A 22916-nucleotide genomic window follows, 5' to 3' on the forward strand; every position below is an offset into this window, starting at 1 on the left:
TTCGCCATGACAATAACTCCTCAACAACTGATCGCACTGTTACCGCTGTTGATCGTCGGATTGACGGTGGTGGTTGTGATGCTGTGCATTGCGTGGCGACGCGACCACTTTATCAACGCCACCCTGACAGTGATCGGTCTTAACCTGGCGCTGCTTTCACTCTACTTTGTTGGCCAGGTAGGCCCAATGGACGTCACCCCGCTGGTGCGGGTTGACGGTTACTCGATGTTCTATACCGGGCTGGTGGTGCTGGCTAGTCTGGCAACCTGTACCTTCGCCTATCCATGGCTGGTGGGTTACCCGGATAACCGCGAAGAGTTCTACCTGCTGGTGCTGATTGCTACCATGGGTGGCATTCTGCTGGCGAGCGCCAACCACCTGGCTTCACTGTTCCTGGGTATTGAGCTGATCTCGCTGCCGCTGTTTGGTCTGATAGGGTATGCCTATCGCCAGAAGCGTTCGCTGGAAGCGGCCATCAAGTACATGGTGCTGTCTGCGGCGGCCTCTAGCTTCCTGCTGTTCGGCATGGCGCTGCTGTACGCCGAATCCGGTGACCTGTCACTGGCAGGCCTGGGCAAGAGCATGCAGGAGAACATGATGCATCAGCCGCTGATCCTGGCAGGCATGGGCATGATGATCGTCGGTCTGGGCTTCAAACTCTCCCTGGTACCTTTCCAGTTGTGGACGCCGGATGTGTATCAAGGGGCGCCAGCGCCGGTTTCAACCTTCCTGGCTACCGCCAGCAAGATTGCGATCTTCGCCGTCGTGATGCGTCTGTTCCTGTACGCACCGGCTGCCGACAACGAAGCGCTGCGGATGGTGTTGTCGATCATCGCCGTCTGCTCGATCCTGTTCGGTAACCTGATGGCGATCAGCCAGACCAACATCAAGCGGCTGCTGGGTTACTCCTCGATCGCTCACCTGGGTTATCTGCTGGTTGCGCTGGTTGCGGTGCAAACCCACCAGCTGTCGCTGGAAACCGCCGGGGTGTATCTGGCCGGTTACCTGTTCAGCAGCCTGGGTGCCTTCGGTGTGGTTAGCCTGATGTCCAGCCCGTACCGTGGCCCGGATGCCGACTCGCTGTTCTCCTATCGCGGTCTGTTCTGGCACAAGCCAATCCTGTCAGCGGTTATGACGGTGATGATACTGTCCCTGGCCGGTATCCCGATGACGCTGGGCTTTATCGGTAAGTTCTTCGTGATTGCGATGGGCGTCAGTGCTCACCTGTGGTGGTTGACCGGTGCCGTGGTGCTGGGTAGTGCAATCGGTTTGTACTACTACCTGCGTGTGACCGTCAGCCTGTTCCTCAGTGCGCCGGAAACGCTGGTTCGCGATACGCCAAACAACTGGGCGTTGACCGCCGGTGGTGTGGTGGTGCTGATCTCTGCCGCGTTGGTGCTGTTGCTGGGTATCTACCCGCAGCCGCTGATTACGCTGGTGCAGATGGCACAGCCGATGTTCTGATTGAACTCGAGCTAGATAACAAGGGTCGCCCAATGGCGGCCCTTGTTTTTTTGTGGACTAGAGTGCGCCGCCGTTAAACGAGGCTTCCAGTTCTTGAACTACCGCGCGTATTCTTGCCGTGTGTTGCAGATCCGGATGTAACACCAGCCAGATATCGACCCAGTCCTGATTCTCCGGGAGGATACGCACCAGATCGGGATCGCTATCGGCCAGGAAGCAAGAGAGCAGGCCGATGCCCAACCCGTTGCGCGTTGCCGAACGCAGTAACAGCTGTGAGTTGCATTGCAGCACCACGTTTGGTTCATTCAACGCTTCGCCGCCGAAGTTGTCCCAGTGGCGTGGCACCAACTCGCGCGGGAACATCAGCAAATCGTGGCCGCGCAGATGGTCGCCTTTACTCGGCATTCCGTATTGATCCAGGTAGCCCTGCGTGGCATATAGCCCCATCTCAATAGTTGCCAGACGTTTGATGACCAGCTCATCAGATTCAGGGCGAGCACCACGAATAGCCAGATCGGCCCCACGATAGGAGATGTCGGAGATATTGAGCGCCGTCAGTAGCGTGATGGTGATATGCGGGTATTTCTCGCGCAGCCGTTTCAGTGCCGGGATCACAAAGGCCTCGGCCAAGGTATCGGTGGTGGCGATGCGCACTTCACCCGCCAGGCTTTGATCGCCGCTGCTGGCTTTACGGGCGATAGCCTGAACCGAATTTTCCATCGCCAGCACTTCTGCCAGCATGGCTTCACCCAGCGCGCTGAGCGAGAAGGATTTTGGCGTGCGAATAAACAGCTTTGAACCCAACGCCTGCTCGAAAGCGGTGATCCGCCGCCCAACGGTAGCTTGATCGACGTGAAGTTCATGGGCAGCCTTGCGTAACGTACCGCAGCGTGCCACCGCCAGGAAGAAGCGTGCATCATCCCAATTCATTGTGCAGTGTCCTTGGTGGCATCCGATCTATTTTGACCGCCAGCGGCGGTAGAGAGAGTTATTATCTGGTAAGCGATAAGTAAATGCATCTGGGTGACGTTATGGAGCAAGCTTATTTGTAGCAGGCAATCCATTTTGCGCAAGAATGCTGGTATTCTTGGGCGGTGCCGCTAACACATTTCCGACGGTGAAAACCGCCGCGTAAGAGATTATTTGCAGCCCGGCAGGGCTGCATTCTGGGGAAATCATGGTTGCTTTATGGATGGTCGCTGCCAGCGTGTTCTTCGCGCTGATGGGGGCCTGCATCAAACTGGCTTCGGCCAAGGTCGGTTTCTTCGATATTATTTTTTACCGTTCATTGATCAACGTGGCCATCGTGGCGGCGCTGATAAAAATCAAAAATATCGGTTTTCGTACCCGCCATCTTGGCTTGCACATGAAACGCGCCGCGATTGGCAATGCGGCCATGTATTGCGGCTTCTATGCGCTGATCCATCTGCCTATCGCTACCGCAACCACGCTGGGCTATACCAATCCGATTTTCCAATCGGTGATCACCTTCGTCACGGCCAGAGGTCAACTGACCGGCAGGTTGCTGTTCTCGGTGCTGCTGGGCTTTGTGGGCATCCTGATCCTGTTGCGTCCAGATGTACCGAGCGGGGAATATACCGCTACCTTGATTGGCCTGCTGTCTGGATTGCTGACGGCGCTGGCCTATTTCAACGTCGGCAAACTGGTGCGTACCGGGGAGCCTGAACTGCGTGTGGTGTTCTACTTCTCTCTGGTTGGTACCTTGTTCGGCGTGGTGATGAGTTCGATTGTCGGATTCGCGGCGTTGGATGCTACCAGCCTGTTGTACGTTTGCGCTATCGGCGTATTCGGTAGCCTAGGGCAGATCACCATGACCCGAGCCTATGGCGGTGGCAATGCGGTCACCGTCGGCATTCTTTCCTACAGCACGATCATTTTCTCCACGCTGCTCGGCTACCTGATTTTTGCCCAGACCCTGTCGTTTATCGCCGCGGCGGGTATGGTGCTGATCATCCTTTCCGGAGCGTTGGCCATTTTGCGCCGTGCACCCGCGAAAAAGGTAGCAACGGCTTCGGTGTGATTTTGCCGCTCTGGCCACCTGCAACAATGCATCATAGTGCTGCATTGTTGGTGGTTTTGGCGGTCTGCTCTGAACGCTATGATGAGCGCCTGATATTTTGCGGGTGAGGTGATTTGCCTGCGTATTTAGGGAGAAAATCATGTCCGACGGTGTAGCCGTTGATAAAACCACGCGAGCCAACACGGCCTCCTCGCCTGGTGCCATTGTGCTGTTTCTGGCTCTGGCATTGATGTCGGCACTGCTCAACAGCAGTGCGCCAACGCCGCTTTATCCCTTGTACCAACAGCAACTGGCACTGACCTCGGTCAGCCTGACCCTGATCTATGGGGCTTATGCCGCTGGCGTACTGATTTCCCTGTTCGCCGTGGGCAATCTGGCTGGCAAGGTGAAGGATTTACGCAGCATGATCCTCCCGGCGCTGCTGGTAGTGCTGTTGGGAGCATTGCTTTTTGCCCTGGCTGATTCATTTTCCCTGATGCTGATGGCTCGCTTGCTGGCCGGGGTAGGCACGGGGGCGTTGACCGGAGCGGCAAATATTGCGTTGGTTCGTTTTGGTCCTGCGGACGGTGGCAAGCAGGCGGCGCTAATTGCTACCCTGTCCTTTACTGCCGGGTTGGCATTGGGGCCGATTTTTAGCGGTATAGCGTTGCAGACCGGTTTTCATACCACCTCGATGCCGTTTGTGATCATCATGGCGGTGGCAACGATTGCCGCTTTGGGGATTATGCTGAGCTGGCCTGCGCGTGTGGTGGTTAAAGCTGGCGTCCGTTTGGCTGAGGATACTGGGGCAGGGGAAAATACCTTGGCCGCGGGCCTGCGCCTGACCGGGAGCCGATTTTTCGTATGTGCCGGTGCGCTGTTTGTCTGTTGGGCGCTGGCTGCCAGCATCCTGGCGATCGGGCCCAACGTGGCGGAAACGCTGTTGGGTATGCAGAACCGCAGCAGTTTCGGCTATGTGATTGCGGTCTACCTGCTGATTGCCGGGGCCAGCCAGATCCTGAGCCGTCAAATCAATGCGCGCCATTCGCTGATGTTTGGCTGCCTGGCACAGGCGTTAGCGGTGGTGGTCTTTGCCGAAGCCATTCAGATCCATTCACTGGGGCTGGCCGCTGCGGGGATGGTCATTGCCGGTTATGCTTACGGAGCCATCTTTGTCGGCAGTGCGACGCTGATCAACCTTATTTCACCCCAAGCCAGCCATGCACGCCTGATCTCACTGTTTTATGTGATTGCTTATGTTGCCAACTGGGTGCCCATTCTGCTTGGTAGTATCATCGACCATGCCAGTCTGCATCTGGCGGTAAACCTATTATTCCTGGTTACTGTCATCGTCTGCGTGATGTTGGGGCTATGGGTTACGCGAGTGGGCTTCCCGCACTGAACCTGGCTATTTGGCTGGTGGTCGCTCTTGTGATCACCGCCTTTATTCAATAATGTGGCTAGCGGTTTTTTCGCGTTGGATGATGAAAAAACGCCCTGTTTTTGTGATTAATATCTCGTTTTAATGATTCTCGTGCATCATTTTGCACTATTGATGTGATTTTTATCACATCGTATTGACTGATTTCGCGTAAACTGTGTGGATTATTTTTAGCGGATCAGGATTATGAACGTCATTTTTGCCATTGCGGTAACTACCGGTATTCTATCCGGCGTATGGGGCTGGGTTGCCATCAGCCTTGGGCTAATCAGTTGGGCGGGCTTTCTTGGCTGCACGGCCTATTTTGCCTGCCCGCAAGGTGGCCTCAAGGGCTTGGCGATCAGCACACTGACCTGCTTGAGCGGCGTGTTCTGGGCGATGGTCATTATTCACGGCAGCGCGTTGGAACCCGCCTGGAGCATTCTGGGCTACCTGCTGACTGGCATCGTCGCCTTCCTGATGTGTATTCAGGCCAAACAACAATGGTTAGGTTTTGTTCCCGGTACTTTTATCGGTGCCTGCGCCACCTTTGCCGGTGATGGCAACTGGCCATTGATCACCGCCTCACTGCTGGTCGGGCTATTGTTTGGTTACGCCATGAAAAACAGTGGCTTGTGGCTGGCCGCACGCCGTAAATCGCCCTCTGTAGCGCTGGCCGAACAAGCCTCCACCGACGCCTGAAAGGGCGTCAGTATCTTGCCTCGCCTCTTTTTTAATCAACATTCCGATGGCGTGTATCCAGGTCGTGTCCTACCATGGGACTACGACCAATGGTTGTTGATGGTTAAGCAACGTTGAATTTGTTAATAACGGAGAGCTTAAAGATGGCGATAAATCGAAACGAGAACCAAACGACGCTGAACGACGATCTGAGAATGCTGAGTGATACACTGCAAGAAGTGTTGGATTACTCTGGCGATCGAGCCGATCAGGTTTATACGGATATCAAAGCCCATGCCGAGCGGGCGCTAAAAGACATCAAATCGCGTCTGGCAAATAGCTCAGAATGTTATTACGTGCGGGCGAAAGAGGTGGCATGTCGTGCCGATGACTATGTCCGTGACAAGCCCTGGCACAGCGTAGGCATTGGTGCCACGGTAGGTTTGGTGCTTGGGCTATTGCTGGCCCGCAAGTAACACCAATGAGCGCGGTAGCTAGCGGCCGCGCTCATTGAAATGGTTAAACGGATCCTGTGCTTGGTGCAGCACTGCCAACACCTCAATACCATCCAGCACTTCCCGATAGTAAATAATATGGCTCTCAACGGGAAAACTCAGCACACCAATATAGAGATCCTCACTGCGATCTCGACCAGGGGATGGGTGACGATCCAGAATATCTGTCATCGTTACACGTAGCGCATTAGCGTAAGCCTCTGAGACGTCCTTCCCCCACTTGCGGGTAGAATAGATCTGTATCGCGCGAATATGCTCCCTGGCTTTCTTGGTAAACCTTACGCTCATCCTTTAGCTCCTTACCCTCAGATACCGTTAAGTTCATCAGCCGTGAGCGGAGCAAACACATCATCAATGCTATGTAATTCACCACGGTCAGCTTGCGCAATAGATTCAGCAAGAACGGCTTTTAGGCTCTGTAGCTTGAGCTGAGTAAACCGATCGTATTCCTCAGGCGAGATGACCACTGCCACGCGCTTACCATGCTTGCTTATTTCTACTGGTTCACGCTGTGCCTTCATCAGCAAATCGCCAAACTGGTTTTTGGCTACTTGTGCGGTTATGACTTCCATACATCACCTTCTGGCTAAAATGGCTTGAATGTCCATTATAGCCAGAACAAAAAATAAACACCAATAGCTTATGTTAACGCCCCAGTATCACCTCCACCAGGTAGGTTTTAGCCTCATCAGCCAAGGTAATCACCGCTTCCTGCTGCAACACACCATCAATCATCACCTGCGTTTCTCCTTCCCCTTGGCGTAGGGTGAAGTGATATTCGCTCTCCCCTTCACGGTAGGTTAGGGTGACCGGTGGCCAATCTGCCGGTAAGCGGGTGTGGATGGAAAGCGTATTGCCTTGGCGTTTTAGCCCCAGCAACGACTCGACGATCAACCGATACATCCAGCCCGCCGATCCGGTATACCAGCTCCATCCTCCGCGCCCAACGTGCGGAGCGACCGCGTAAATATCCGCCGTGGCGACATAAGGTTCGACCTTGTAGCGCTCCGCCGCAGTACTATCCAGGCTGTGGTTGATGGGGTTGATCAGCGCCATCAGTTCCCAGGCGCGCTCGATATTGCCCATCTCGGCAAACGCCATCACCGCCCATACCGCCCCGTGAGTGTATTGACCGCCGTTTTCCCGCACGCCGGGCAGGTAACCCCGGATGTAGCCAGGATTCGGGCCGTTGCCGTCAAAAGGTGGGGTCAGCAGTTTGATGATGCCGGCCTGGTCGTCCACCAGGTGCTTGTCCAGAGATTGCATTGCCTGTGAGCTGCGATCTTTGTCACCCGCACCGGAAAGGATCGACCAACTCTGGGCGATGGCATCAATGCGACATTCTGCCGCTTGGTGTGAACCCAGCGGTTCTCCACTATCGAAGTAACCACGGCGATACCATTCGCCATCCCAGGCGTTGTTGTGCAGGTTGGCGCGCAGTTTTTCTGCTTCCTCGCGGCACAGTTCTGCCAGTTCCAGATCGCCGCGGCGGATGGCCAGTTTGCCGTAACGTTGCAGAATATAGAACAGGAAGAAGCCCAGCCAAACGCTCTCACCCCGGCCTTCCAATCCCACCATGTTCATGCCGTCGTTCCAGTCACCGGCACCCATTAGCGGCAAACCATGCTCGCCAAAGGTCAGGCCATGCTTCAGCGCCCTGGCCCCGTGCAGATACAGGCTTTCCTGTTTCGAGCTGACACCAGGCTGTTCATAAGAAGACTCTTCACCCGGTGCCAGTATACGGGCCTCCAGATAACCCACCTGTTCTTCGAGGATCGATGAGTCTTCGGTCGCGTCGAGGTAGTGGCAAATAGCCAGCGGCAACCACAGGTAATCATCGGAGCAGCGGGTGCGCACCCCGTTGCCCTGCGGTGGATGCCACCAGTGCTGAACGTCGCCCTCAACAAACTGGCGCGAAGCACACAGCAGGATCTGCTCACGCATCCGCTCAGGCAAGGCATGTGTCAGGGCCAAGGTATCCTGGAGCTGATCGCGGAAGCCAAATGCGCCGCCGGACTGGTAATAACCGCTGCGTGCGTGAATGCGGCAGGAGAGGGTTTGATACAGCAACCAGCCGTTAGCCAGCAGGTTAACCGCTGGATGAGGCGTACCGATCTGCACCTTGTTGAGGATCTTGTCCCAATGGGCATCGACCTGCTGCAATTCGTGTTGCAATGCCTCTTCGCTGAGATACTGGCGCAGCAGTGATTCGGCTTCGTCGGCATCTTGTCCCAGGCCAAGCGCAAACACAAAGCTGCGCTGATCGCCATCGATCATGCTGATGGCCGACTGTACCGCGCCACAGGGATCCAACCCGGCACCGGTCTTGCCGGATAACCGCCGCAGCTTAAGCACGGCAGGAGCGGCCAACGAACCGTTACGGCCAATGAATTCCCGCCGATCGCCGGTGACTGAGCAATGGACGCCGGTAACGCCGAAGAACGCAGTACGTGGCGATCCGCTGCTGGTGTAATGGTTGGTGGCGAGGATGCCACAGCCACCAGGTGGTGTGGCTACGCGGGTGACCACGTGCATCGCCGATTTCTGGCGCAAATCACCGAGGATTAGCTCGGCATAGCCGGTAGTCGAGAGCTTCCGCGTCCGGCCAGAAGTGTTGGTGAGCGTCAGCAGGAACAGTTTCACCGGAGCGTCTTTGGCAACCAGCATCGTCAACTGGCTGTCGATACCGCCTTCCCGGTGTTCAAACACGCTGTAACCAAAGCCGTGACGCGTCAGGTAATGACCGCGCCCACGGGCGGGCAGCGGCGTTGGTGACCAGACGTGACCACTCTCTTCATCGCGCAGATAGAAAGCCTCGCCGCTGCGATCGCTGACCGGATCGTTATCCCAAGGCGTCAGGCGGTATTCATGCGCATTCTCATACCAGGTGTAGGCTTGGCCACTTTCAGAGATCACCGAGCCGAACATCGGGTTGGCGATAACGTTTGACCACGGCGCTGGCGTCACCTTGCTTTCGTTCATGGCGATCACATATTCACTGCCATCCTCAGAGAACCCGCCAAATCCGTTGTAGAACTGGAGTTTGTCGATGATTGGCAACTGTGGCGAATGCAGATTACGTGGCAGATTGGCCATGGTAGCCAGTTTGGAGGAGGCGGTTGGCGGCCCCAATGGCTGTTGCAGCGTTTGCGGCAGTTGCAACCGTTGGTTGAGCTGCTCCGTCAGGCCACCGCGGCGGTCATCCAGATAGATCCGCGCTACGCTCAGCAGCAAAGTGTGATCTTCCGATGACATATGTTCACTGGAACGTACGAAGATCCCTCCGGGTTTGTCCGTCAGGGAAGACTCCATCCCGGCGGCGATCAGCCCCATGATCCGATTTTGCAGATCTTGCCTATAGCCGCCAGAATCCTCATTGAGGATCACCAGGTCGACCAGCAATCCTTTCAACCGCCAGTAGTTGTGCGCCTGAATGAGCTGTTGCACCAGCCCGATATTCTCACTGTCGGTGACGGACAGCAGCACGATCGGCAGATCGCCGGAAATCGAATAGCCCCACAGGCCGGACTGCCCGCGGCGGTTATTGATGATTTCATTGCTGGCGGCACGCATTTCCTGCGCCGGGAACACCACCGCGCTGGCCAGACGGTTAAACAGATTGGCGTCTTCTTCGTTTGCGTTCAACTGGCGCAACACCACCTGGCTGTGCGACCAGGCGAGTTCGAAAATACGGTCGGCCATATGCCGGTCGCGATACTTCTCCAACATCGCCAGGCTGGTGGCGCGGTCTTCACACACGCCGTAGAAGATATCCAGCGTCAGCGGCACATTGGGTTCCAGCCGGATCCGCTGACGGATGGCGATGATCGGATCGATCACCGGCCCGGCGCTATTGGTCAGGGGTTGATTCTGATATAGCGCCTGCGGGTTGGCTGCCGTGCGGCCACGGCCGATAAACTTGGCCCGGTCGGTTTCAAAGGAGGTTTTGCTGCTGGCACCCTGGACCGACATCATATGCAGTAACCACGGCGATTTCTCTTTCGGCTCACGCGGTCGGCGATGGCACAGAATGGCATCCTGTTCCGGCAACAGCTCGGTTTGGACAAACAGATTGCTGAATGCCGGGTGCGCCAAATCGTTGCTGGCCGGGGCCAGCACCACTTCGGCATAGCTGGTGATCTCAATGGTCCGCGGCTGTTTGCCCCGGTTCACCAAGGTTAAGCGCCGCAGTTCGATGTCGTCCTCAGGGGAGATCACCACCTGGGTTTTCACCGACAGTAGCCCCTGCTTGCGTTGGAATTCCGCCCCGGCATCGTTGAAGACCGCGCGATAGCCGCCTTTCTCGGTTTCGCCGGTAGGGTGCCAGGTATTGCTCCACACCTCGCCGGTTTGCGGATCGCGCAGGTAGCAGAACGCCCCCCAGTTGTCGCAGGTGGCATCCTCACGCCAGCGGGTCAGCGCCAGATTCTGCCAGCGGCTGTAGCTACCGCCGGTTTGGGTGATCATCAGGTGGTAGTTGGCATTCGACAGCAACTGGACTTCCGGGATCGGCGAATCCACTCGGGTGAACTCACGCGCGGCGAAGCTGGCCGGTTTAATCGCGCCTTCATGGGTTTCGAAGTGCCGGCGGGTGCTGTACAGCTCAACCGCATCAGGCACCCGTTCCTGCAACAGCAAACGGGTCGACTGGAAAGCGGGGTAACTGGCAAAGCGTTTCACCATCGGCGCATCCAGCAACAGGTGTGACAGCGCCAGGAAACTCATACCCTGGTGGTGAGCCATATAGGAGCGGACAATGACATACAGCTGCCCCCGGCTGAGGCGTGAAGTGGTGTAGTCCAGCGCTTCATAGAAGCCATAACGGCCCTTGGCACCGTTTTTTTCCAGTTCCACCAGGTTGCTACAGGCACTGTCCGGATCGACAATCAGCGCCATCATGGTAGCGTAAGGGGCGATCACCATGTCGTCACCCAGCCCACGCCGCAGCCCTAACCCCGGCACACCAAAGGCGTGATACTGGTAGTTTTGCAAAGCGTCAAAGCCGAAGTAACCGGACTCGGAAATCCCCCACGGTACACCGCGCTCTTTGCCCCAGGCAATTTGCCGCTCCACTGCAGAGCGGCACATCTGTACCAGCAACGTATCGGGATAGGCAGGCATCACCAGTTGCGGCATCAGGTACTCAAACATCGAGCCGCTCCAGGACATCAGCGCTGGCTCCTTGTCGATCACCGTAAACAGCCTGCCTAACGCAAACCAGCTCCGTTGTGGAATTTGGTTGGTGGCAATGGCGACATAGTTGGTCAGGCGGATTTCCGAGGCCAGCAGATCGTATTTACCACTGTCGGCACGGTTTTGATCGCAGTTGAAACCGACGGTCAGCAAATGGGTGGCTTCGTCATACAGGAAGCTGAAGTCCATTTGCGCCATTGCTGTCAGGCGTTGGGTCAGCTGAGCCAACTGTTCAAGGCGTTCCCTTGCCAATTGCTGTACGGCATCCAACTGCATTTGCTGTTCTGTCGACAACGTCAGTTGTTTAGGTGGGTTGGCCAGCCAATGCAAACCAGGGATTTGCTCCAGCTCCGGCATGCTGTCGCTCAGCCAGCCAAACCATAATGCCCATTCGGCGCACAGTTCGTTGAGCTGCTGGTGCAGGTTGCCGGCCCAGCGTTTGACCTCGTCACCCTGTTGCAGAGCGGGTTCCTGCAATCCATTACAGTGGTTACGCATTTCATTGAGTTCAGCCTGAAGTGCGGCCGGATGGGCATTCTGCGCCTGTTCCCAGTGTTTGCGCAGTTTGGTTAATCCTTTCGGTGCGGCGTTACCCCAGTGTTGCTCCAGTACCAGCAGCGTATCTTCTAACCCGGCCAGAATACGGGCTGGCTCGATAACTGGCTGCATGGCTAACCCTGGCAGGCCCGCGCTCAGGGTTAGCAGATGGCCCGCGAAATTACCGCTGTCCACGCTGGAAACATACCGTGGATTCAGAGGTTCCAGAGTGCGAGTGTCGTACCAGTTGTACAGGTGACCGCGATAATGCTCCATGCGATCGAGCGTATTCAACGTCAGGGTAATACGCTGCAAGGCCGAACTGAGGGTGATATAGCCGAAGTCATAGGCGGTAAGGTCGGCTAACAGCGCCAGCCCGATATTGGTGGGTGACGTGCGATGTGCCACCACCGGCTCTGGAATTTCCTGATAGTTATCCGGCGGCAGCCAGTTTTCCTGCTGGTTGACAAAGGTGGCGAAAAACTCCCAGGTTTCGCGGCTGCTCTGGCGCAGGAAACGGCGCTGGCGATCGTCGATGGCCGTTTTGCTGCGCTGTGGCTCCAGGCTAAGCGAATAAAGCAGGTACGGCGACAGGATCCACAAGGCGGCCAGAGGGATAGCGGCTAACAGCGCTACCGGGCTGGAAAAAGCGGCCAATAGCAGCAGTGCAACACCTGCCAACGGGTTGATCCACAGGTTACGATAAAAATTCGCCAGCGTGACGGTCAGGTGGTGTTTGGATTGGTCGAAGCTGGTCCACTCTTGCAGATTGCGTTTGCTGATCAACAGACGCCACAGGGTGATACCAATGGCCTTCAGGCTGAACCAGGCTTCATGAGGTAGCTCGGCCAGACGCAGGCCAATCTGAGACAGCCGATGCAGTGAGCCCTTCAGTGCCAACTGCAAGTGCTGAATAACAGGCCGACGCGGGGGCTTACGCACCACATCCTGCAACAGCGCCAGCAGCGTGGGCAGCAGAAGAATAATGGCGAACACCGCCAACCAGTATGGGGTATCCGGTAGCCAGGTTAAGCCAAAGAACAGCAGCAACAGGAAGCAGGGGGCTACCAGGCTGCGGCGTAGGTTATCGAACAGTTTCCAGCGCGACAGGGGGCTTAATGGGTTAGCGGCCCGCGAACCGTCTTCGGTGATGACCCGGGGCAACAGCCAGTTGAACAGTTGCCAATCGCCGCGGATCCAGCGAGTACGGCGGGCAACATCGACCAGATAGTTGCTTGGATACTGCTCATAGAGCAAGACGTCGCTCAATAAACCGGAACGGGCATAGCAGCCTTCCAGCAGATCGTGGCTTAACACCAGGTTTTCCGGGCAGGTGCCCTTCAGGCTGTGGGAGAAGACGTCAACATCATAAATCCCTTTGCCGATAAACGAGCCTTCGCCAAACAGATCCTGATAGATATCTGAAGCCATCTGGGTATAAGGATCGTTGCCCGGCGTGCTGCTGCACAGGGCAGCATAACGGCTCTGACCATAAGCGGGGATCTCTTCGGCCATGCGGGGTTGCAGGATGGCATAACCCTCCACCACTCGCTGCAGTTTGGCATCATACTGAGGTTGATTCAGGGGATGGGCCATAGCGGCGATCAGCCGGTGTGCGGTTTCACGCGGTAGCACGGTATCGCTGTCCAGGGTGATCACGTATTTGACGTTTTTCAGCACCTCCAGCCCTTGGCCAACCTGAGTGGTAAACGCATTGCCACGGTTACGCAGCCAGTCGTTCAGCGCGTTCAACTTGCCACGTTTACGCTCCAGCCCCATCCAGCTCTGCTGTTTTTCATTCCATTGGCGATCGCGATGGAACAGGAAAAAGTGGCTTGGCCCTTCGCAAGCATACTGCGCATTGAGCTCGTTCATCTTTTGGCTGGCATAGGCCAGCAGTTCGGCATCGTCGGGCTGCTGTTGCCGAGGCGAGTCATTGAAGTCGGTGAGCAGGGCAAAATGCAGGTGTTTAATGGCGTTGCCCAGATAACAAACTTCCAGCGTGTTGATCAACTGGTCAATGCCGGACTTGCTGCTTATCAGCGTGGGAATGGCAACTAGCGTACGGAACTCTGCCGGGATACCACAGGAAAAATCCAGCCTTGGCAGCGGCTGTGGAGAACGGCTGCGGGTGGTGACCTCACTGAGCAGACTAATAACGAACTGAGCGAGCACCATCCCCAATGGGAACAGCAAGATCAACAACCCCCAGGTGAGCCCGGTTTGATGGGCATGGCGTAACAGCAAGGCCCAGCAGGCCGTCGTTAGCAGGCTGATGCTGCCCAGCCAGGAAAGCAGTGGGGATTGGCTGAGCGCCTGACGGATGCGCGTAATACGGCTAAGCCGCACGTCAAGCTGTTGCTCTAACTGCGTGCGGCCATGGTCAATCAGGTAATAGCCGATGTGGTGAGTGCGTGGATCGTTGCGGGGGTCTTCGGCGGCGATCCGTGCCATATTCAGAGCGTGTTGTGCGACCTCCACCTCGTTGTGAGAACAGTGGCGAGCCAGCCTCTCGATCACATGGCGATAGTTGTCACGGGTATCGAAATGCATTAAAGGATAAACCCCGGTGGGGTCTTCGCGCAGCGTCTGATCGACCTTGCTCATGGTCTCAACAAATTCTGCCCAATCCATTTCACTCAGTTGCCGCAGGCCAGCGATACTGTTGCTGACGGAAAGTTGGCTGACCGCCAGTTGCTGGTTGAAACGATGGATAAGCTCATCGGAGGTCAGGCTGACTTCGGCCAGGCGTTGCTCAACCCAGGTCAGCGGTAGCGCCAGCATGGTGCCGTGCCCCTGTAGACGACGAACCAGTTCCGCCACGAAGGCGCTGGTGCGGGGCGGGTTGGAGCGCGCCATATCGGCAATCACAATGATCAGGTTGGCCGGATCGTTTTCCGCCGATTCCAGCATTTTAGTCACCCAACTATCGGCCAGGCTGCGTTCTTCCTGTGCCTGAGCCACTTCTACCGCCACGCGGCGCAGGTTTTCAATGAGTGCCAGCCTCAGCATGCCCGGCAGCGCCCACAGCTCGCCCAGGGTCAGATTGGCCTCTTTTTGGTAGGCAGCAATATAGCGCGTCAGGCTCTCGGCATCCCATCGTCCGTCGCCATGAGCAATGGCTTCGGTGGCGATATCGAAAATTCGTGGGCAATTGTGCGGGGCGGTTAACTGTGGCAGCCCACGGCCGAAGGTTTTCGGCAGATGGTGCCGAACGACGCGGATCTGCTCCTCAATAAGATAAAAGTTATCCAGCAGCCAGTCGCCCGCCGGGGTCATGGTGTTTTTCTTGTCGTTGCTCAGCCTGCGGCAACTGTCCGTTAACACCTGCTCGTTGTTATCGAGACGTTTGAGCAAATAGTAGGGCGTTTTATGGGTTGCCAGCTTATGGGAGCGTGCCAGGCGCTGGCCATAGCGTTCCATTTGGTCGACCGAAAACAGCTCTGCCTTGATGTTGCTGGCGGGAGGGGTTTCGGCCGCGGCACGGTTATGCCGTAAGGGCAACCGAGCCACTTTGGGGTGTCGGCGCTGCTTCTTTAACCAATTGATAAGTATTTCTTTCACGCAAAAAGCTCCTTACATCTGGCCCAAAGGACAGCGGGTTAATACCGTTGGGAGGCTGTGAACATCTTGATTTAACTATCGATTTGATATGACAAGATTTCACTGCGGCAGGAACATGACTTCTAAGTATAGTTCCGCCGCGCGCGTGTGGTTGTTTTTTAATCTTAAACTTTAATTTTAATAAATAATTAGCGACGCAAGGTATGGGTTAATAGACGCTATTTTTCCGCCCGTGAGGGTTGATTTACCGTATAATTCCCCACATAGCGTTTGGTTAATGAGGTGGCAGTGGAACAACTTTCGGGAGTGCTGCGGCGGTTACGTCAGCAGCTTGGGCACGACTTTCCCCGTGAAGCCGGATTTCGGCAGTTAACTCTGGTGGTTCCCGGCCATCTGAGCGATATGTTGCTGGAGTGGCTGGCGGCGCAGGTGCTGTTCCCTCAATTCTACTGGCGTCATCGCGAAGGGCGGCAGGAGGCGGCGGTATGCGGTGCTTTACGGCAGTTTTCACACCCTTCAATGGCGCAGGCATTCGTGAATGCCTATCCAGCAGCCCGTTTATGGGGGCTGACTGCCTTTGACGGTGACGCCCAGCTGTTTTTGCCGCGTCTGGAAATTCTCAACCGCCAAGGCAAGTGTGAACTGACGCTAAACCTGTTTTCTGAACAGGCATTGAGTGATGACGCCCAAGCGGCGCTTGCCTGGCTTGAAAATCTGCTGGTAACCAAACCGATCGAGAATTTACAGGTGAAAGTGCTGTCGGTGCAGCATCAGCCGGAACGTTCCGGGTGGGAAATCATGCTGCGCGATGCGCTGAAGGCGATAAATCGGCAGCAGATGGATAAGGTGGTCTTGGCGCGCAGCTCGGTGTTGACGTTGGAAAGTCCGTTGTTTGCCCCTGCGATGATGGCCGCCAGCCGCAGGGTGAATCACCAATGCTACCACTTTATGCTGCGCTTTGATGCACATTCCGCATTTCTTGGCTCCAGCCCGGAAAGATTGTACCTGCGTGAGGGAAAACATTTGCTGACCGAAGCGTTGGCGGGGACGGTTGCCAACCATCCCGATGAGCGGCAAGCCCAGGCACTGGCCCAATGGTTGCTGCAAGACGGCAAGAACCAACAGGAAAACCTGCTGGTGGTTGATGATATCTGTCAGCGTTTGCAAGGCGGTGCCAGAGCGGTCGATGTGTTGCCACCAGAAGTGGTGCGGTTGCGCAAGGTACAGCATCTGCGGCGGCGTATTGAAGGGCAACTGAACCAGGGTGATGATGCCGATTGCCTGCAACGGCTGCAACCGACGGCTGCGGTCGCCGGGCTGCCGCGCCAGGCCTCGCTAGAGTTTATCCGCCAGCATGAGCCTTTTTCCCGCGGTTGGTATGCCGGCTCTGCGGGTTATCTTTCTGCATCACAGGCGGAGTTTTGCGTTGCGCTGCGTTCTTGCCAGATCGAGGATGCTCGGGTTGAGCTGTATGCCGGGGCGGGGATTGTCGTCGGTTCCGATCCGGCGCAGGAGTGGCAAGAGATCGACAACAAGGCGGCGGGCTTGCGCACGCTGTTGCAGTCAGAACATTCTGGGCCGGCACATTGAGCAGGCCGATCTTCGTGTGTAAACTTGTTGTGTTTTATATGTTTCTTTTTTGTTCTCTTTCGGGGCGCTATTGGGCATTGATGGGTCGAAATTGATTTATTGCAGGCCACCTGCCACAGGGAAATACGGCGTTTTTGCGCCAGCGCAAAAGCCGTAAAGATAATTACTTATATAATTCAGAGTTATGATCCCCGGTTCGCTACCTCGTTTGGGTAGGCTTCGGCGCGTAACCTCTGTTTACTACTGATGAGCGAAATATGTCGACAAGTGTTTTTAATCGCCGGTGGGCGGCGTTGTTGTTGGAAACGCTGGTCCGCCATGGAGTGCGGCATGTCTGTATCGCTCCGGGATCGCGCTCAACGCCTCTGACTCTGGCCGCTGCCGCGAACCGCGCTTTTGTCTGTCATACTCATTTCGATGAGCGGGGCCTGGGCCATTTAGCGCTGGGCCTGGCAAAGGCCACGCGTGAGCCGGTGGCGGTGATCGTCACCTCGGGTACCGCGGCGGCAAATCTTTATCCTGCCCTGATCGAAGCCGGGCTAACTGGGGAGCGGCTGGTGTTTCTCACCGCCGATCGCCCGCCGGAGTTGATTAACTGCGGTGCCAATCAGGCGATCCGCCAAAACGGCCTCTACTCGAGCCACCCTACCTTGAACATCGATCTGCCACGCCCAAGCCCGGATATTCCGGCTCGCTGGCTGGTGTCTACCCTGGACAGCGCGATGGCGCGTCTGCGGCACGGTGCTCTGCATATCAACTGCCCGTTTGCGGAGCCGTTATATGGCGGAGATGAACAGCAGTATGAGCAGTGGTCGGCGGAGCTAGGGGACTGGTGGCAGGATACGCACCCTTGGCTGCGTGAAATGGATCCCCATCAGGTTATCAAGCAGCCGGACTGGTTTTTCTGGCGGCAGAAGCGCGGTGTGATTATCGCAGGCAGGATGGGGGCGGAAGATGGCGTGCAACTGGCTGAATGGGCGGACATGCTCGGTTGGCCGCTGATCGGCGATGCCCTCTCGCAAACGGGGCAACCGCTGCCCTGTGCCGACTTATGGTTGGCGAACCCACAGGCTCGCGATCTGTTGGCCAGTGCGCAGGTGGTGGTGCAGTTTGGCAGCAGCCTGACGGGCAAACGCCTGCTACAGTGGCAGGAGCGCTGCCAGCCGGAGGAGTTCTGGCTGATCGACGATCTGCCTGGGCGCCTCGATCCTGCGCATCATCGTGGCCGCCGTATTCGTTCTACCGTTGGCGAGTGGCTCGATCTGCATCCGGCGCAACCTCGCTCACCTTGGGCTGGCGATCTGTCCGCGTTGGCGGATGATGCCCTCGATGCGACTTCGCAATACCTGGTTAACCGGTTTGGTGAGGCGCAACTGGCCCATCGCCTGCCTGAGCTGTTGCCGGAGAACGGCCAGCTGTTTCTCGGCAATAGCCTGATTGTGCGCCTGATAGATGCCTTAACCCAGTTGCCTGCCGGTTATCCGGTGTTCAGCAACCGCGGGGCCAGCGGTATCGACGGCTTAATCTCCACCGCAGCTGGGGTTCAGCGTGCTACAGCCAAGCCGACGTTGGCCGTGGTAGGCGATCTCTCCGCGCTATACGATTTGAACGCTCTGGCACTGTTGCGCCAATGTTCAGCGCCCACGGTGCTGATCGTGGTGAACAACAATGGCGGGCAGATTTTCTCTCTGTTGCCAACGCCGGAACCTGAGCGCCAGCGGTTTTACTGTATGCCGCAGGACGTGGAGTTCAGCCAGGCGGCAGCCATGTTCCAGCTTGATTATGCTTGTCCGGAAAACTGGGGGCAGTTGCAGCAGGCAGTGGAAAAAGCCTGGCGTCACAGCGGAGCCACGCTGATTGAGTTGCAGGTGCCGCCGAGCGATGGCGCAGAAACCTTGCAACATCTGGTACAAAGAATGGGGGCAAACTGATGCTGGCTTCCCGCGTGCTACAACAAGGCGAAAGCCAGCGGCCATGGTTGATCTGGCTGCATGGTCTACTAGGGAACAACAATGAGTGGCGGGTGATCGCCTCGCGTTGCGAACAGTGGCCCTCGCTGGCGATTGATTTACCCGGCCATGGCGATTCTGCCGATCAATCCTGCCTGGACTTTGCCGACGTCAGCAGGCAAATCACTGCCACGCTGCAGCAGCATAATATTGAGCGTTACTGGCTGGTGGGCTATTCACTCGGTGGGCGCATCGCCATGTACCATGCTTGCTGCGGAGAAGCGCAAGGGCTACAAGGTATTGTGATCGAAGGCGGTAATCCAGGGTTGGAGAACGAGGATTTACGTGCCCAGCGGCGTGCCCATGATGCCGCCTGGGCGAAGCGTTTCCGCACCGAACGCATCAAAACGGTATTGGCCGATTGGTATCTCCAACCGGTCTTTGCCAACCTCAGCCCGGTACACCGCGAGGCGCTGATCGCCGCCCGTGCAGATAATCATGGCCCGGCCATTGCCGATATGCTGGAGGCGACGTCTCTCGGGCGGCAACCTTGGCTGGTGCCACAGTTACAACAGTTGGCACTGCCAGTGATGGTGTTATGCGGTGCTGACGATCACAAATTTCAGGCGTTGGCGCGTGATGCCGGTTTGCCATTGCAAATCGTGCCAGAAGCGGGTCATAACGCTCATCTGGCCAATCCGGCAGATTTTGCCGCCGCGCTCGATGCATTTCTTGCTAAAAAAGGAACCAAACATGCTGTATCCCAATGAAGAACAACTGTACGCCGCGATCGACTGGCAGGACTGCTCGGGTGATTTCGAAGACATCCTGTACCACAAGTCCAGCGATGGCATTGCCAAAATCACCATCAACCGCCCGCAGGTGCGTAACGCCTTCCGCCCGCACACGGTGAAGGAAATGATCGAGGCGATGTCGAACGCGCGCTATGACGACGGTATCGGCACCATCATTCTTACCGGTGCCGGGGATAAAGCCTTCTGTTCCGGTGGCGATCAGAAAGTGCGCGGTGACTACGGCGGCTATCGTGATGACAGCGGCGTGCACCACCTGAACGTGCTGGACTTCCAACGCCAGATCCGCACCTGCCCTAAACCGGTAGTGGCGATGGTGGCCGGATACTCCATCGGCGGCGGTCACGTGCTGCATATGATGTGCGATCTGACCATTGCGGCCGATAACGCCATCTTTGGCCAGACCGGGCCGAAAGTCGGTTCCTTTGACGGCGGCTGGGGCGCATCCTACATGGCGCGTATCGTCGGCCAGAAGAAGGCCCGTGAGATCTGGTTCCTGTGCCGCCAATACGACGCCGCTGCGGCGCTGGATATGGGCCTGGTGAATACCGTGGTGCCGTTGGCCGATCTGGAAAAAGAGACCGTGCGCTGGTGCCGTGAAATGTTGCAGAACAGCCCAATGGCCCTACGCTGCCTGAAGGCCGCACTGAACGCCGACTGCGATGGTCAGGCCGGGCTGCAAGAGCTGGCGGGTAACGCCACCATGTTGTTCTATATGACCGATGAAGGTCAGGAAGGGCGCAACGCATTTATCGAAAAACGCCAGCCTGACTTCAGCAAATTCAAGCGTAACCCGTAATGACGGCACTAACCCGTGTTGCTGCGATCTATCGCTATAGCCTGCCGATGGAGGCGGGCGTGGTGCTGCGCAATCAGCGGCTGAAAACCCGAGATGGCTTGCTGATCCACCTGCAACAGGATGGGCAGCAAGGATGGGGGGAAATAGCCCCCTTACCGGAGTTCAGCCAGGAGACACTCGAGCAGGCGCAGCAGGCTACCTTGGCCTGGGTGCAGGCTTGGGCTGCGGGTGAACTGCCTGCGGAAAGCGAGTTGCCGTCGGTGGCTTTCGGCACCAGTTGTGCCCTCGCAGAACTGGCTGGGCAATTGCCAATGCAGGCCGATTATCGCAAGGCGCCGCTGTGCACTGGCGATCCGGACGAGCTGTTCGACCTGTTGGCCGCGCTGCCGGGGGAGAAAGTGGCCAAGGTGAAGGTGGGGATGTATGAGGCGGTGCGGGATGGCATGGTCGTCAATGTCCTGTTGGAAGCCTTACCTGACCTCAAGCTAAGGCTCGATGCCAACCGCAGTTGGAGCCGGGCCAAAGCGGACGGCTTTGCCAAATACGTTAACCCAGCGTGGCGCGATCGCATCGCGTTTCTGGAAGAGCCCTGCAAAACCCGTGACGAATCCCGTGAGTTTGCCCAGGCAACCGGTATTGCCATCGCCTGGGATGAAAGCGTGCGTGAAGCCGATTTTGTCGTGCAGGCCGAGCCGGGCGTGGCAGCGATTGTGATCAAGCCGACCTTGGTGGGGAGCCTGGCCCGCTGCCGTGAACTGGTCATGCAGGCGCATCAGGCCGGATTGGTGGCGGTGATCAGTTCCAGCATTGAGTCCAGTCTGGGGTTGACGCAGCTGGCGCGCATCGCGCATTGGCTGACGCCGCAAACGGTGCCAGGTTTGGATACGTTGAACCTGATGCAGGCCCAGTTGATACGCAGCTGGCCAGAGAGCACCTTGCCGTTATTGGGCATTGATACCTTGGAGTGTGTATGGCGCAGTTGAGTGATTGGCCGTGGCGGCATTGGGCCAAACAGCGCCCGCAGGCGACCGCGGTGATCTTTGAACAACAGCCGGTCAGTTGGCTGATGTTGCAACGGCAGGTAGAAGTGCTGGCTGCCGACTTTCAGCGCCAGGGCGTATTACCCGGTAGCGGCGTGCTGCTGTGTGGGAAAAACAGCTATCCGCTGCTGTTGGCCTATCTGGCGCTCTTGCAGTGTGGTGCGCGCCTGCTGCCGCTCAATCCGACGCTGCCGGCGCCGATGCTGGCGGCTTTGCTGCCGGATCTGGATATCGATTTTGCTTTCAGCCCGGATGGCTTGCCTGAGTTGCCCCCTGGGGCGATCGTCTTGTCGCCGCCGGGCGTTGATGAGTGCCACTTGCAGCTGCTGCCGTGGGATGAACAAAGACTGGCAACGTTGACGCTGACTTCCGGCTCCAGCGGCTTGCCAAAAGCCGCCGCCCATAGCTATGCCGGCCACCTTGCCAGTGCTGATGGCGTGTTGCAACTGCTGGAGTTTCAGCCACAGGATAGCTGGCTGCTCTCGCTGCCGCTGTTTCACGTGTCTGGTCAGGGTATTATCTGGCGCTGGCTGGCGGTGGGGGCACAGCTTGTGGTGCGTGAAATGCAACCTTTGGCCGATGCGCTGGCGGGATGCACCCATGCTTCGCTGGTGCCCACTCAACTTTGGCGCCTGCTGTCTGAACCGATGGCCAAGCATGCGCTAAAAGAAGTGTTGCTCGGCGGGGCGATGATCCCGGTGTCACTCACCCAGCAGGCCGAGGCGGTAGGGATCCACTGCTGGTGCGGCTATGGTTTGACGGAGCTGGCTTCAACGGTTTGCGCCAAGCGTGCCGACGAGCTGCCCGGCGTTGGGGCACCTTTACCAGGCCGTGAAATACGCCTGGTGGATCAGGAAGTCTGGATCCGCTCCACCAGCCTGGCACTGGGTTATTGGCTGCGGGGCGGGCTAGTACCTATTACCGACGATCAAGGATGGTTCCATACCCGCGATCGTGGCGCGATGGAGCAGGGTGAACTGCGTATTATTGGCCGGCTGGATAACCTGTTCTTCAGCGGCGGGGAAGGCGTTCAGCCGGAAGATGTGGAACGTGTTTTTGCCGCGCATCCACAGGTGTTGCAGGTGTTTATCGTGCCGATTGACGATGCGGAGTTTGGCCAACGTCCGGTAGCGGTGGTCGATCTGGAAGGCGAGTTGACGCTGGAAGGGTTAATGCTTTGGGCGCAGGACCGGCTGGCGAACTTCCAGCGGCCGATTGCCGCATTGGCGTTGCCCGACGAGTTAAAAAACGGCGGCATCAAGATTTCGCGCCGTCGTCTACAACAGTGGGCGAGTAGCCAACTGCAGGCATAACCTGTAGCGTTGCGAAAAA

At 57.1% G+C, this 22916-nt stretch carries 15 protein-coding genes; 11 read left to right on the forward strand and 4 right to left on the reverse strand.

Going from position 1 to position 22916, the window contains the following annotated elements:
- Positions 1-6 precede the first annotated feature (6 nt).
- Positions 7-1464, forward strand: a complete 1458-nt coding sequence (gene nuoN / locus AC6HVW_RS02625; protein WP_497569252.1) for an NADH-quinone oxidoreductase subunit NuoN — start codon at positions 7-9, stop codon at positions 1462-1464.
- 57 nt (positions 1465-1521) lie between these two features.
- On the opposite strand, the gene AC6HVW_RS02630 is transcribed toward nuoN, so the two are convergent.
- A complete protein-coding gene (locus AC6HVW_RS02630) occupies positions 1522-2394 on the reverse strand; it encodes a LysR family transcriptional regulator (RefSeq protein WP_071684039.1) in 873 nt (290 codons plus the stop codon).
- A 247-nt stretch (positions 2395-2641) separates the two neighbouring features.
- Between AC6HVW_RS02630 and AC6HVW_RS02635 the strand changes: the two genes are divergently transcribed.
- The 4 genes from AC6HVW_RS02635 (at position 2642) to elaB (ending at position 6061) form a co-directional block, all read left to right on the forward strand.
- The gene (locus AC6HVW_RS02635; RefSeq protein WP_024529599.1) at positions 2642-3505 is read left to right on the forward strand and encodes a DMT family transporter; all 864 of its coding nucleotides are present in this window, start codon (positions 2642-2644) and stop codon (positions 3503-3505) included.
- Between the two features lie 139 nt (positions 3506-3644).
- The gene (locus tag AC6HVW_RS02640; protein ID WP_497569253.1) at positions 3645-4886 is read left to right on the forward strand and encodes an MFS transporter; all 1242 of its coding nucleotides are present in this window, start codon (positions 3645-3647) and stop codon (positions 4884-4886) included.
- A 225-nt stretch (positions 4887-5111) separates the two neighbouring features.
- Entirely contained in the window at positions 5112-5606 is a 495-nt protein-coding gene (locus AC6HVW_RS02645) for a DUF1097 domain-containing protein (RefSeq protein WP_021805982.1), read from the forward strand.
- Positions 5607-5749: 143 nt separating this feature from the next.
- The gene (gene elaB / locus AC6HVW_RS02650) at positions 5750-6061 is read left to right on the forward strand and encodes a stress response protein ElaB (protein ID WP_071684037.1); all 312 of its coding nucleotides are present in this window, start codon (positions 5750-5752) and stop codon (positions 6059-6061) included.
- 18 nt (positions 6062-6079) lie between these two features.
- On the opposite strand, the gene AC6HVW_RS02655 is transcribed toward elaB, so the two are convergent.
- The 3 genes from AC6HVW_RS02655 to AC6HVW_RS02665 form a co-directional block, all read right to left on the reverse strand.
- Positions 6080-6388: a type II toxin-antitoxin system RelE/ParE family toxin gene (locus tag AC6HVW_RS02655; RefSeq protein WP_071684036.1), complete on the reverse strand. Its 309-nt coding sequence runs from the start codon at positions 6386-6388 to the stop codon at positions 6080-6082.
- A gap of 17 nt (positions 6389-6405) precedes the next feature.
- On the reverse strand, positions 6406-6672 hold the full coding sequence (locus AC6HVW_RS02660; RefSeq protein WP_021178506.1) for a type II toxin-antitoxin system Phd/YefM family antitoxin: 267 nt from the start codon (positions 6670-6672) through the stop codon (positions 6406-6408).
- Between the two features lie 73 nt (positions 6673-6745).
- Entirely contained in the window at positions 6746-15394 is an 8649-nt protein-coding gene (locus AC6HVW_RS02665) for a glycoside hydrolase family 94 protein (RefSeq protein WP_497569254.1), read from the reverse strand.
- Positions 15395-15682: 288 nt separating this feature from the next.
- On the opposite strand from AC6HVW_RS02665, the gene menF reads away from it, so the two are divergent.
- The 6 genes from menF (at position 15683) to menE (ending at position 22897) form a co-directional block, all read left to right on the forward strand.
- Entirely contained in the window at positions 15683-16984 is a 1302-nt protein-coding gene (menF, locus tag AC6HVW_RS02670) for an isochorismate synthase MenF (protein ID WP_186486766.1), read from the forward strand.
- 257 nt (positions 16985-17241) lie between these two features.
- On the forward strand, positions 17242-18915 hold the full coding sequence (gene menD / locus AC6HVW_RS02675) for a 2-succinyl-5-enolpyruvyl-6-hydroxy-3-cyclohexene-1-carboxylic-acid synthase (protein WP_497569255.1): 1674 nt from the start codon (positions 17242-17244) through the stop codon (positions 18913-18915).
- A complete protein-coding gene (gene menH, locus AC6HVW_RS02680; protein ID WP_071684032.1) occupies positions 18915-19703 on the forward strand; it encodes a 2-succinyl-6-hydroxy-2,4-cyclohexadiene-1-carboxylate synthase in 789 nt (262 codons plus the stop codon). The genes menD and menH overlap by 1 nt, the downstream gene beginning before the upstream one ends.
- Positions 19687-20544, forward strand: a complete 858-nt coding sequence (gene menB, locus AC6HVW_RS02685) for a 1,4-dihydroxy-2-naphthoyl-CoA synthase (RefSeq protein WP_021805976.1) — start codon at positions 19687-19689, stop codon at positions 20542-20544. Before menH ends, menB begins: the two co-directional genes overlap by 17 nt.
- The gene (gene menC, locus AC6HVW_RS02690; RefSeq protein WP_071684031.1) at positions 20544-21527 is read left to right on the forward strand and encodes an o-succinylbenzoate synthase; all 984 of its coding nucleotides are present in this window, start codon (positions 20544-20546) and stop codon (positions 21525-21527) included. Before menB ends, menC begins: the two co-directional genes overlap by 1 nt.
- Positions 21515-22897, forward strand: a complete 1383-nt coding sequence (gene menE / locus AC6HVW_RS02695; RefSeq protein ID WP_137751182.1) for an o-succinylbenzoate--CoA ligase — start codon at positions 21515-21517, stop codon at positions 22895-22897. Before menC ends, menE begins: the two co-directional genes overlap by 13 nt.
- Positions 22898-22916: the final 19 nt, after the last annotated feature.

The organism is Serratia sp. NCCP-200, assembly GCF_059697885.1.